This window comes from Haloarcula hispanica ATCC 33960 (genome assembly GCF_000223905.1).
In the GTDB taxonomy this organism is placed as follows: Archaea; Halobacteriota; Halobacteria; order Halobacteriales; family Haloarculaceae; genus Haloarcula; species Haloarcula hispanica.
Window position 1 is genome coordinate 256,722 of the sequence record NC_015948.1, and the last position, 12,171, is coordinate 268,892.

At 63.4% G+C, this 12,171-nt stretch carries 9 protein-coding genes; 5 read left to right on the forward strand and 4 right to left on the reverse strand.

Features of this window, described 5'->3' with window-relative positions; all coding sequences use genetic code 11:
- Positions 1-56: 56 nt before the first annotated feature.
- Positions 57-830 (reverse strand): CbiX/SirB N-terminal domain-containing protein, encoded by a 774-nt coding sequence (locus tag HAH_RS01330; protein WP_014039279.1) that lies wholly within the window; start codon positions 828-830, stop codon positions 57-59.
- 174 nt (positions 831-1,004) lie between these two features.
- Between HAH_RS01330 and HAH_RS01335 the strand changes: the two genes are divergently transcribed.
- The gene (locus HAH_RS01335) at positions 1,005-1,493 is read left to right on the forward strand and encodes a cation:proton antiporter regulatory subunit (RefSeq protein ID WP_014039280.1); all 489 of its coding nucleotides are present in this window, start codon (positions 1,005-1,007) and stop codon (positions 1,491-1,493) included.
- Between the two features lie 38 nt (positions 1,494-1,531).
- Entirely contained in the window at positions 1,532-2,743 is a 1,212-nt protein-coding gene (locus HAH_RS01340; RefSeq protein WP_014039281.1) for a cation:proton antiporter, read from the forward strand.
- Between the two features lie 22 nt (positions 2,744-2,765).
- Here the strand turns inward: HAH_RS01340 and HAH_RS01345 are convergent, their stop codons facing one another.
- Entirely contained in the window at positions 2,766-3,806 is a 1,041-nt protein-coding gene (locus HAH_RS01345; RefSeq protein ID WP_044951606.1) for a zinc-binding dehydrogenase, read from the reverse strand.
- 474 nt (positions 3,807-4,280) lie between these two features.
- Here HAH_RS01345 and HAH_RS01350 point away from each other — a divergent pair, with 474 nt between their 5' ends.
- Positions 4,281-4,475, forward strand: coding sequence for a XapX domain-containing protein (locus HAH_RS01350; RefSeq protein WP_004518274.1), 195 nt, complete (start codon positions 4,281-4,283; stop codon positions 4,473-4,475).
- An 84-nt stretch (positions 4,476-4,559) separates the two neighbouring features.
- Here HAH_RS01350 and HAH_RS01355 read toward each other — a convergent pair whose 3' ends face one another.
- A complete protein-coding gene (locus HAH_RS01355; protein ID WP_014039283.1) occupies positions 4,560-5,279 on the reverse strand; it encodes a hypothetical protein in 720 nt (239 codons plus the stop codon).
- Between the two features lie 3 nt (positions 5,280-5,282).
- A complete protein-coding gene (locus HAH_RS01360; protein WP_023843085.1) occupies positions 5,283-8,738 on the reverse strand; it encodes a CehA/McbA family metallohydrolase in 3,456 nt (1,151 codons plus the stop codon).
- Between the two features lie 342 nt (positions 8,739-9,080).
- Here HAH_RS01360 and HAH_RS01365 point away from each other — a divergent pair, with 342 nt between their 5' ends.
- Both HAH_RS01365 and HAH_RS01370 read left to right on the forward strand, forming a co-directional pair.
- Positions 9,081-10,007, forward strand: a complete 927-nt coding sequence (locus tag HAH_RS01365) for a nucleoside hydrolase (protein ID WP_044951612.1) — start codon at positions 9,081-9,083, stop codon at positions 10,005-10,007.
- Positions 10,008-10,320: 313 nt separating this feature from the next.
- Positions 10,321-12,009: a bifunctional metallophosphatase/5'-nucleotidase gene (locus HAH_RS01370; RefSeq protein WP_014039286.1), complete on the forward strand. Its 1,689-nt coding sequence runs from the start codon at positions 10,321-10,323 to the stop codon at positions 12,007-12,009.
- The last annotated feature ends 162 nt before the right edge of the window (positions 12,010-12,171 follow it).

Consider the following 12,171-nt stretch of genomic DNA (forward strand, 5'->3'; position numbering starts at 1 on the left):
GGGTACAAATCGCTTCCTCTCGTCGACGGGAGCTCGGCACTGCCGCCGCGACAGCCCTAATCGCCCTCGCCGTCGGTCGCCATCGGCCGGTTTGTGGCGGCCAGCGTCGCCTCGAACGTCTGTGGCGTGCGCGTGTCGGCCATCGTCCGTGCCGTCTCGACGGCGGTTGCGACGGCCTCGGTGACGAGCGGATGGTCGCCCAGCGTGTCAGTGTAGGCGAGCCCGCCTCTGTCGAGGTCGAGCTTGGCGGGAATCTGCGTCTCAGTTGCGTCGGTCGGCGCGAGAAAGAGCGGCACGGCGACGGCGTGGTCGTGGGTGAGGTTGTACCTGACACATTCGACGGCGGGGTTTTGCAGCAGATAGCACGGTTCGACCTCGCCGAAGGCCGACCGCTCGCGCAGGCGCTCGGCGTGGTACTCCGTCACCTGCCGCTGATACGGCTTGCCGCTGGAGCCGAAGGCAACGAGTGCGACGGACGAATCGGCAGCTTCCGGTACCGCAGCGGCGGCACGATCACGGAGCGCTTCGGTCAGCAGTGGGCTTCGCCCAACCGGTTCGCAGTAATGCGTCTCGGCGTCGACCTCCTCGAGCGCCGCCGGAACGTCCGTGACTGTCGTGTGGTCGTGAGCGACGGTCATCGGGAGCGCAAACACCCGGTCCGCATCGATGGCTACCAGTTCGTCGCGTAACTCCCGACGGGGTTCGTGGTCGTAGGTCAGCACCCTCACGTCGGTGGCTACCCCGCGCTCGCGCAGACGGCGAGCGTGTGTCTCGTAGGGCGTAGCGCGTGACGTGTCCCGACCGATGAGCAGGAGTGTGTCGTGTGGCATTGGTAGCTCCTAACGCTAAAACAAGCTGAGTTGTTTTAGCGAAAGTTGGCTTGCCTGAACGTTGGCAGGAACCCACTAATACCTTTGGGTCCCCCGTCGTACCGGCTATCGACGACCGTCTGTGCAGCGCAGCGGGCACCGGGTCTTATGGATGCTGGACCGCAATCTCGGGCTATGGACGTGACCGAGAGTGACCTGCCCGGCGTGGGAAAGAAACACGAGGTGGACATCGGCGGTGGCCAACAACTGGTCGTCGTGACCCACAACACGGGCACTCGCGAACTGTATCTGAGAGAGAGCGAGGACGCCGACTCTGTGAAGTTGCTCGAACTCTCTGACCGGATGGCTCGGATAGTCGGCACGATACTCGAAGGCGCGTACTTCCAGCCGGTCGAATCCAATCATGTCGAGACGATGCTGTCGGAGGGCACGCTGCTCGAGTGGTACGCAGTCGAGGACGACTCACCGCTGGTCGGTGAGACGCTGGCCGGCGCTGATGTCGGTCAGCGGACTGGCGTCACTGTCGTCGCGATACAGCGCGACGACGACGTCATCGCCGCCCCCGCGTCCACCGCCGAAATCGAGGCCGGCGACACAATCGTCGTCATCGGCGAACGCGACAACTGTGAGCGGTTCGAGCAGCTCCTTGGCGGAGAGCTGTAGACAGATGCCTGTAGCCGGCTCGTTGGGGGGCTACCGCCGTGGCTGACCTGCTCGGTATCGGTGTGTTGTTCGCCGCCGTCGCGGTCGCTACCCTCGTCGCCGTGTGGCTGAACAAGTCGGTGATTCCGTTCTACATCGTCTTCGGGATGGTGCTGTCGCCGTCGGTTGCGGGGCAATTCTCCGTCGCCGGCTACGGCCTCCCCGTCGTCGAGTCCTCCGAGTTCATCGAACTCGGCGCGGAGCTCGGTATCGTCTTCCTGCTGTTTTTCCTCGGGCTTGAGTTCAATCTCGACCGGCTGCTGGACCGCTGGGAGCGCATCACCAGAGCGGGGACCATCGACCTCGCCATCAACTTCGGTGCCGGTCTCCTGCTCGGGTTCGCGCTGTTTCGCGACCCGCTCGCGGCCTTTCTGGTCGCCGGCATCGTCTACATCTCCTCGTCGGCCATCATCACGAAGTCGCTCATCGACCTCGGCTGGATCGCCAACGACGAGGCCGACCCGTTGCTCGGGACGCTCGTGTTCGAGGACCTGGTCATCGCTGTGTATCTCACGATAGCCGCCGCTCTCGTCGCCGGCGGGTCCGACGTGGGGGCCGCCGTGACCTCCGTCGGCGTCGCGCTCTCGTTCATCGTCGCGCTCCTGCTCCTGGCCCGCTACGGGACGCCGTGGTTCGAGCGGGCCCTGCAGACGAACTCGAATGAGTTCACAGTGATACGAGCCGTCGGCATCACGGTTCTCGTCTCCGGCATCGCCCTCGCTATCGGCGTCAGCGAAGCTGTCGCTGCCTTTTTCGTCGGGATGGCCTTCGCCTCGACCACCCACACGCATAAACTGGAGAACCTGTTGGAGCCTGTCCGCGACACGTTTGCGGCGGTGTTTTTCTTCTGGATCGGCGTCGAGACCGACCCCCGATTGTTCGCAAGCGTCGCGGGGCTGGTCGCCGCCGCTGTCGTCGTCACCACGCCGACGAAAATCCTGTCGGGCTATCTGGGCGGCCGCGCGTACGACCTCGACCCCCGTCGGTCGATACGCGTCGGCCTCGGCATGGTCACTCGCGGCGAGTTCTCTCTGATCATCGCCGCCGTCGCACTGACCGGCGCAGGCACGTCGCTGTCGTCCGAGCTAGCCAACGCCGTCTACTCCTTTACTGTCGCCTACGTGCTCGTGATGAGTATTCTCGGGACGATGCTGATGCAGTACTCTGCTCCCTTCGAGGACTTTGCAACGGCCCGCTTCGGGGCGGAGTAACGAGAAAAATGTGGGGGCGGCCCTACAGTTCGCTGTCGGGAACGACGACGACCTTCCCGAAGCCTTCGCGGTCCTCGATTATCTCGTGTGCCCGAGCGATCTCGCTCATCGGCAGCGTCTCGCGGACTCGCGGCTCCATCTCTCCTTGCCAGACCAGATCAAGCACTTCGTCGGCCTGCCCCGGGGTGGCCATCGTCGAGCCGATGACCTGCAACTGGTTCCAGAAGATGCGGTTGATGTCCGTCTCCGGGTTGCCGCCGGTGGTCGCGCCGCAGGTGACGACCCGGCCGCCCTTGACGAGGCTTTTGAGCGAGTCCTGCCATGTCTGTGCGCCGATGTGATCGACAACCATGTCGACGCCGCGGCCGTCGGTCAGGTCCCGAATCTCGCTCGCGAAGTCCGCCTCCTCGTAGTTGATGGTGTGGTCCGCGCCCAGTTCTTCGGCGTAGTCGAGCTTTTCCTGGCTGCTGGCAGTGGCGAACACCTCAGCGCCGGCGTGGTCGGCTATCTGGACGGCCGCGTGGCCGACACCGCCGGAGGCACCGAGAACGAGAACGGACTCGCCGGCCTTCAGGTCGCCGCGGTCACGGAGCATCCGCCAGGCGGTCTGGAACACCAGTGGCGACGCGGCGGCCGTCTCCCAGTCGACGCCCTCCGGGACTGGCGTGAGATTCTCCGCTGGCACGGCGGCGTACTCGCTGTGGACACCCCGGACGTGCTCGCCGATGATGTGGAAATCAGGCGCGAGCGTCGGGTCGCCCTTCCGCGTGAACTCGTCGCCACCGCCGCTCTTGCCGGCGAGGACGGCGACGCGGTCGCCCGGCTCGAACCGCGAAACGCCGTCGCCCACCTCGTCGACGACCCCGGCGGCGTCACTCCCCGGGATGTGTGGCATATCGAGGTCGATGCCGGGGAGCCCGCGACGGGTCCAGATGTCGAGGTGGTTCAGTGCGGCCGCCTTCACGTCGATGACGACCTCGTCGCGGCCCGGTTCGGGGTCGGGAAACTCGCCATACTCGAGCACATCACGATCGCCGTGACTGTCGAACTGAACGGCTTGCATCGTCATCACTTCCCGTGGCTCGCTTATAAACGCCAGCCTCCCGGAGGCTATTCTGGTTGTCGTCGCCAGTGTTCGGTCTACCAGCGCCGCTCAATCTGTGTCTATTGCTTATTCTATTCTGTCTATGCACTGTATGGTTACAGAATACACATCTTCTCTCTATCTAGCCGACTTCTATTATTATCTATCGTATATGCGGCCATATCAGCCTGGGATACTGTGGATATCTGGAGATAAAAACACAAAAGACGCTAATTCAGATATCCGAGCGTCCTTCTCGGCCTTGCAACACTGTCTGGGCTTGGTGTGTGCTACTACTCACCACTGCTGGCTCGATGAGGAGCATACTTATCGCTCGAACCCGTTCTCTACGGCACCAATGACACACACATCAAACACACCCACTGGTCGCTCTCGGGCCGTTCCGACACGCGACTGCGTGGCTCCTCGCTGTGGGACAGCGGTGACCGACCGATGAATCTCTCACTCGTTATCGTCGCGACGATGACTGGCGTCGCAACCGGCGTCGTGTTCGGACTGCTTGACGTTCCCATTCCGGCCCCACCGAATCTCGCCGGTGTCATGGGTATCCTCGGAATCCTCGTCGGTTATCGCCTCATCGAGTACTTCGACGTCGGCGTCAGCCTGCTGTCGTTGCTGAAGGTCTGACGACGATAGAGCGCTTTTCGGACCTGAGCGTCCTAGCTTCTCGCTACCAGAACGACAGTGACGGCAGTGACGACACTGCCGCCGTCAGTGGTCCGCGTGCTCGGTTCCGTTGTGGTGCTGGTGAGTGCTTTCGTTCTCGCCGTGGTCGGTTCCAGCCTCCCCGTGATCGTGATCGCGAGTGAGGCGGCCGTGGTACGTGTCGAGCGTCCGTTCGAGGAGCGCGGTCCGCGTCTCGTGGCCCTCGACGACCGGTTCGACCCACCGCGATTCGGTTCGCCAGTAGCCCATCACGTCGCCGGACGGCTCGATCACCTCCGCGTCGAGGCCCTCGACCCCCCAGTCGTCCGTGTACGCCTGGATGAACGAGACGACGACCGTCTCGATGCCGGCCGCGAGTTCGTGGCCGCGCGTGCTCTTCGTGACGTACGTCAGCCTGACGCGGCTGTCTTCGACGGCGAGCGAGTCGATGTCGACGAACCACTTCCGCAGGTTGGACTCGAACGCGGCCAGTTCGGTGTCGGCAGTACCGTCGGCTTCGTCGTCGCTACCTGCGTGTTCGTTGCCGTGGCTGTGTCCCTCGCCATGGTCGTGACTGCCGTCTGTGTGCGTGTGGCCGTGCGCCTCGTCGTGATGTGGCCCATCGTCTCCCTGCGCGGGCGTTGGCGTCGAGCCGCCGGCCCCGATGTCGTCCGACTGGCTGTTCTGCGTCCCGCCGAGGCTGCTACAGCCTGCGCTGGTCGCCGCAGCCAGCGCGAGGGTTCCGAGGAACCCACGCCGACTCCGTCGCTGGCTGGTGTCCCGCATGGATCAGGTCCTCCGTCGTGTTGCGAGCAGCGCCGCGCCGATGAGCGCGAACAGTGTGACGACGGCGGTGAACCCGGGTCCGGACGCGGCGGTCGTCTCCGACTCCGCGGTTGCAGTGTCATCCGCTGCTGTTGCCGCTGACTCGCCCTCGGTGTCCGCCGGCGTCGCAGTCCCCGTAGTGCCGCCGGATTCGCCGTTGCCGTCAGTCCCGGATTCGGCCTGCTGGTCGGTCGAAATCCAGACCGGGCTGGTCAGCGCTCGGTCGCCGTCCTCGTCGACGACGCGGAAGGCGACCCAGGCGTTCCCGTCGATGTCCACGTCAGTGCTCATGGTGTCGTTCGTCCCGTCGAGCGTGACGTTCGAGACCGTCGTGCCGTTCCGGATGACCTCGGCGTAGGCCAGTTCGTCGAGGTTCCGGACCGTTGCGGACGCCTCTACGGACGACCCGGCGGTCGTGTTCACGGTCTCGCCAGGCATCCTGTCGTCGACGGTGAACTCGACGGCGGGACCGTACGTCGCGTACGTATGTCCGTCTTTCACGGACTGGGCCCACTTCTCAGGCGTGACGGGTCCCTCAACGTATGCCCGCGTGCGGGCGGTGCCGTATTTCGCCGGGAAGCACTGCGAACAGTGGTCGTCGCTGACACCGGTCGCCGTGATCTCGTAGCCCTCGTTCCAGAGGGTGAACAGCCCCTGAACGCTGGCAGCGTCGGATTCGCCGTACGGACCGTTGTACGCCTCGATGGCGTCGACCATCGGAAGGTACTCCTCGTGTTGGCCGGGCGCACTGTCGAGGCTGACAAAGCGGTCACCCGGATGGTTGATCTGGAACACCGTTGCGTTGTGTCGGTTCCGGGACTCCTCGATGAACTCCACGAGGGTCCCGTCGGAGTCGACCATCTCCTCGCCGTGCATCGGGTAGGGGTTGAAGTGCCCGAGGTCACCGGTGGTTATCTCTTCGCTCCGGATGAACATGATGTCGCGCTCTGCGGCCTGTGACTCCATCGAGCCCCAGCCGCCGATGGCGTTGTGGTCGGAAATGAACACCGCGTCGACGCCCGCCGATTTCTGGATGGCGACGAAGTTGTCGATGGGCGTCTTGCCGTCGAAGCTGACGCTGCTGTGGGCGTGGGGATCGATGCCGACCCAGTTGCGTTCGCTGGGGTCCAGCTCCTCGGTGAACGTCGCGTTGACGCTGACTTTCTCGCCGGGCGTCACCGAGATGTTCTTCTCGACTGGTTCGGCGATGTAGCCGGTCCCGTGGTTGAACACCAGCGTGTAGTTGCCGGGCGGAAGCTGGAACGAGGCCGTGCCGGCCGGCGTCGTCCGGGTGTAGACGGTCTGGACCGCGGTGCCGCCGTCGAGCACCGTAATCCGGGCATCGGCGGGACTGACCTCGCCCTCGTCGTCTATCGTTGCGGTGACGTTGACGGGAGCCGGTCCTTCTAGCGAGTCGAAGTCGGCGGTTGTCGTTTCGCCGCCGCTGACGGTGACGGACTTGGGCTCTGATGCTGCGAACCCGCTGGCATCGGCCGTCAGCGTGTACTCACCGGCGGGGAGTTCGAGTTCGTACGTTCCGGTCTCCGACCCGACGGTGTAGGTGAACGCGCGGTCGCCCTTCGAGGCGGTGACTGTGGCCTGTGAGACGGACTCGTTGTCCGTGCTTTCGATACTGCCAGTCACCGTCCCTGTCTCGGTTCCCTGCTGCTGGTTGTAGTACTCGCTGGTCGCGCTACTTGATCCATCCTCGCCGACGAAGAGAGCGAACTCCGCTGACCGCGTTTCGCCGGGGTCGAGACGGTGTTCGAGCCACGGGTCAATCCAGGTCGTGGAACCCGTGTACGAGGTAAAGGAGCCGTTCCCGCCCCAGACGCCGTAGCTCACGCGGTCACCAGTGAGCGCGGCCCAGGGCTGGTCGAGTGTGTCGGCACTCACTGGCGGCGAGCGCGTCTCCTCGATTCTCCCCGAACCGGGGAGCCAGGTCGACTGCCCCTCGGAACTCAGTGCTGCCCCGCTCTGGAGACGCTCGGAATCATTGACCGGAAGGCGCTGGTCGCCGCCGTTCTCCATCGTGGTGTTGATCCAGATGTGGCTGGAATTGGCCGGCAGCGTGTACGTCGTCGTGACTGAAACGTTCGGGTTCGTACTGACGTGGCCGGTCGCGGTGACGACTGCTGCGTCGTTCGGACCGGTTGCGTTCTGGCGCTCGAAGGACTCGTAGTTCGGCCACGTTCCGAAGTTGTTGAACGCGAACTCGGCGACGCCGATCTGGTCGGTCGTCAGCCCGTACGCGTTGGCGTCGTAGATACCGCCCGGCAACGTGCCGAAAGGACCGTTAGTTTCAGTGCCGATAGCGGCGGCGACTTCGCTGTTTTTCAGGACGATGGTCTCGTTCGCCGGCGTCTCGCCGCCCTTGATTTGCTCGCCGGTGACGGCGACCGGCCTGTCCGGTCGCTCGACGTGGCCCGACGAGGCCAGCCACTTCACCGTTCGGAAGAGGAACGGCCGCGTATCGGTCTGCTGGTGTTCGGCCTGCCACTCGTCGGTGAGATACGTCGTGAGCGACTTCTGGCTGCCGAAGGCGACGACGCGGCCGTTGTCACCGATGTCCCACGTCGCGGCCGCACCGACGATGCGCTCGCCGCGGGGGTACTCTTTCTCTGTCGTGGAGTAGGTGTACTCGTAGGTATCGCTGTCACCGTACAGCAGCGGGGCCTGCGTCCCGTTTTCCGTGTCGGTGACGTTGAGACTGACCCCGTCGTACTCTACGGTGTCGACGTTGTTCATTATCGGATGGCGGCCCGTGTTGTGCAGGATGACCCGCCACTCGTAGTCCTCGACGGTCTTGTTGGTCGGATCTTGAACGTTCCGGAGCCACTTGTCGCTCTCGCCGTTGAAGTGGAGGCCGTACGGGTCGGTGATGTCGTTGAGCTTGCCGGCGTGGCCCTGTAGTGGTGAGGTCCAGTCCCCGACGACGAACAGGCTGCCGCCGTTTCTGACGTACTCGTCGATTGCATCCTGCTCGGCCTCGCTATAGGCCGTCTGGGGGACGGGAATGATGACCACGTCGTAGTCCGACAGCCCGTTCGCGGCCGAACTGTTCCACGAGGTCAGCCCGCCGGTCGTCGACCGTTTCGTGTCGACGTCGTACCCGCGTTCGCTGAGTCGGTTTGCGAACTTCGTGAACGTCGAGCCCTGATGACTCCCGTCGATCAACACGTCGACGCCGGCACCGCTGTTGTTGAGATCGACGGAATCATCAGGAACCGGACAGCTCCCGTCGAGCTGACAGGTCGCCCCACCAGCCGAAGCCGTCTGTGTTGCTGTCTGACTGTTCGCCGTTGCTAGCTCGTTTTGTTCGCTCGGTGCAGCAGCGGCGCTTCCGAGGAAGCCGGTGCTGACAACCGACAAAACGAGTAGTACGCTGAGTAGTACTGGCCGTATGTGATTTCTATCCATCACTTCCTGTACGGTATTGTGACTATATAGTTAAAATTTATGATAGACGCACTGTTGCCGGATACTGACTGTTCTCCGTAACGAATGATCGACTTTCCCCCTGAGCTGTGGCCCGGACTTCGGGGATGGATGAACCCTCAGCTGTCCCCCAGTATCGCACCGCTTGGGCAGTATAAGACGGCTTTGGCGGACACACCTGGTCTGTCGGCCACACATTCCGACACACGGATTGTGGTAGCGACGACGGCCCGACAGATCGCCCACAGGTCTGTCTCCGGCGGTGTCCGTGTCACAACCGGTACGTACCAGCTTTTAAGACCCGATGGGCGGAACTTCGGAGGTATGTCACGCAAAGTCTTCTTTGATACGGACCCTGGCTGCGACGACGCGGTCATGCTGGCGATGGCGCTCGGTCACGATGCAATCGACGTTGTCGGTCTCTCGACTGTCTGCGGGAACACGACTATCGAGAACACGACGCGAAACGCCCACGCGATACTGGGCCTCGGTGGCTACGACGTTCCGGTGTCCCGGGGCTGTGGGCGTCCGCTCGTCGACGATCTCACGACCGCCGAGTGGATTCACGGCGAGAACGGGCTCCACGGCGACATCCCCGACGCCGACGGCGACACGCGGGACATCCACGGGGCCGACGCAATCGTCGAAGCCGCCCACGAGTACGGGGACGAACTGACGATCGCAGCCGTCGGTCCGCTTCCGAATCTGGCGATCGCACTGGCCAAGGAGCCCCGGTTACCCGACCTCGTCGAGGACATCTATCTCATGGGTGGGGCGGCGATGACGACCGGGAACGTGACGCCGATGGCCGAGGCCAACTTCCACAACGACCCCGCGGCGGCCAGCCGCGTCCTGCAGGACGCCAACACGCGGATGGTCGGCCTGGACGTGACCAACCGCGCCACCGTCTCCCCCGAGTTCATCGAGGAGTTCCGCACGGCCGACGGCGTCCGCGGAACCATCGCCGAGTGGCTCGACTACCGACCCGACTCCGGGACCTACCCGCTGGCCGACGCACCGGCTATCCACGACGCCGCCGTCGTCGCCGATCTCATCGACGAATCGGTACTCACCTTCGAGGAGTACCACATTGAGGTAGACACGACCGGCGGTCCCTGCCACGGGGCCGTCATCTGTGACGAGCACGGCACGACCGACAACGACCCCAACAATCGTGTCGCTGTCGACATCGACGTCGACCGATACCGGGACATCCTTGAGACGGGCCTCCAAGCCTACGCGACGCAGTAGCGACCGCTTGCTGTGTCGGTTCTGCTATTACAACGCCCTGATAACACCCGTGAAACTGTCTTCGGGGCGAAAATCCGATGAGCCGACAGCCTGAAGCCACGGAAACCAGACCACTGAGGCGCGGACTGCTCCACCGCTGCAGCACGAGTGTGTCCGAACTTGCGCTACTGTGCTATTGCCGACCGAATGCCAATATGGCACAAGTCTGTGATTCACTTTGTGCAATATTACCACACCAGCGTCTGTGTGGATTATTTGTTGTAGTTCCGTCAAATTAGCACCCAGCAAACATTTTATATAAACGTTCAATCTAATGTATGCTGTGTCACGAAGCAACAAAGAAGACCTAGAAGCCGCTTCAGCGGACCGATCGGAGAACGATACGACGAACACACCAGTCGACCGGCGGAAGTTCCTCTCGGCTACTGCTGCACTCGGCGTTGCGGGAATCGCCGGCTGTGCTTCCAGTTCCGACAACGGCACCGAGCAGACCGACGAAGCATCTACAGATGCTGAGGAGACCACGACCTCATCTGGCACGGCCGAGAGCACATCTGAACCTGCAACGGGCGAGGTGACGCTCGTCCACGACACCCACGTCCACGGCAGTTATGGCGACCTCGAAGAGGCGGCGAACATCGCTACCTACTTCGACCTGATGAATCAGATCGCGGACAACAACGACCACTCAATAAAGGTCGGATCCGGCGACGACCTGGCCACCTCTATTCTCTCCGCACAGTTCGACGGCAAACACATCGTCGACGCGTTCAATGAGGGCGGGCTGGAGTTCGACACGTTCGGGAACCACGACTTCGACAGAGGGCCGGACGTGTTGCGGGACCGCATTTCCGACAGCGAGTTCCAGTGGGTGAGCGCGAACGCCCGCAACGCACAAACGGGCGACGTGTTCGGCGCTGAACAGGGAGCGAGCCAGTACGAACTCGTTTCGGCCGGCGATGTGACTGTCGGGCTCACGGGCATAATCAACGTCGAAGCGCCGACGATCACCACCATGGGCGAGACGACGGAGGTCCCGGGCCTCGAAGCCCCGGTCGAGGAAGTCGTGACCGAAATGCGGGACGACGGCGCTGATCTTGTCGTCGTGCTGTCCCACGTGGCAAGCCCGGCCGCCGTCGAGCTCGCGGAGTCTGTCGACGGTATCGACGCCATCGTCGGCGACCACGCCGCGACGTTCTCCGAGGAGCCCCAAGTCGTGAACGACACGGTGCTTTCCTTTGTTGACGACGAGTACGACTACCTCGGCGAACTGACGCTCACTGTCGAAGACGGGGAGCGAACCGACCACAGCCTGACGGTGTACGACACCGCTGCCGCGGTTGATGAGGGCCGCGTCGAACCGCACCCAGGTGTGTTCGAAGTCGCGGAAAGCTACGAAAGCAAGCTCAGCGACGAGCTCGACGTCGTCATCGGAGAGACAACCGTCCCACTCGATGCCCGCGAGGACACTGTGCGTTCCGAGGAGTCAAACTTCGGGAATTACATCGCCGATGCGCTCCGCAGCCACGGCAACGCGGACGTCGCAATCCAGAACGGTGGGGGTATCCGGACCGACGAACTCTACCCCGAAGGGGACATCACGAGACGAATGGTCTACAGCGTCCTCCCGTTCGGGAACAACCAGGTGACCATCGAGGTCACCGGTGAAACGCTGGTCGAGGCACTGGAGCTCAGTTCGACCGGCGGGGGCGGATTCCTGCAGGTGAGCGGTATGCGCTACACATACGACCCGGACAAATCGAAGGGCGACCGCGTCACGGAGGTAACAGTCGGTGGTGAGCCACTCGACACCGAAGCGACCTACACCGTCGCAACGAACGGCTTCACCGCCACAGGCGGCGACAGCTACACGATGTTCCAGGACGCCCCGAGGATTATCGACGCGAACGAGGGCGAACTGCTGTCGGTCATCGTCGAGGACGCAATCGAGGAGGACGGGACGATTTCGCCGTCGGTCGAAGGCCGAATCAAGACAGAGTAGCTACGAACATGGATTCGCTTGGCCGACCATGATTGTCTCGCCGCTGTGTGCGGCGTGTCCTACACTGGGCCGCATCGCCGTCGTGCGCTCTCTCGGCGTCGGTCGTCTGGCATCCCAGCGCCCGCCTTCCGTGCGATGGTTGTAGCCGGGTTCCGTCGTCTC

Excerpts from the sequence above, each read along its gene's own strand:
- HAH_RS01330 (WP_014039279.1), bottom strand. The coding sequence starts at position 830 with ATGCCACACGACACACTCCTGCTCATCGGTCGGGACACGTCACGCGCT.
- HAH_RS01335 (WP_014039280.1), top strand. The coding sequence starts at position 1,005 with ATGGACGTGACCGAGAGTGACCTGCCCGGCGTGGGAAAGAAACACGAG.
- HAH_RS01345 (WP_044951606.1), bottom strand. The coding sequence starts at position 3,806 with ATGCAAGCCGTTCAGTTCGACAGTCACGGCGATCGTGATGTGCTCGAG.
- HAH_RS01350 (WP_004518274.1), top strand. The coding sequence starts at position 4,281 with ATGAATCTCTCACTCGTTATCGTCGCGACGATGACTGGCGTCGCAACC.
- HAH_RS01355 (WP_014039283.1), bottom strand. The coding sequence starts at position 5,279 with ATGCGGGACACCAGCCAGCGACGGAGTCGGCGTGGGTTCCTCGGAACC.
- HAH_RS01360 (WP_023843085.1), bottom strand. The coding sequence starts at position 8,738 with ATGGATAGAAATCACATACGGCCAGTACTACTCAGCGTACTACTCGTT.
- HAH_RS01365 (WP_044951612.1), top strand. The coding sequence starts at position 9,081 with ATGTCACGCAAAGTCTTCTTTGATACGGACCCTGGCTGCGACGACGCG.
- HAH_RS01370 (WP_014039286.1), top strand. The coding sequence starts at position 10,321 with ATGTATGCTGTGTCACGAAGCAACAAAGAAGACCTAGAAGCCGCTTCA.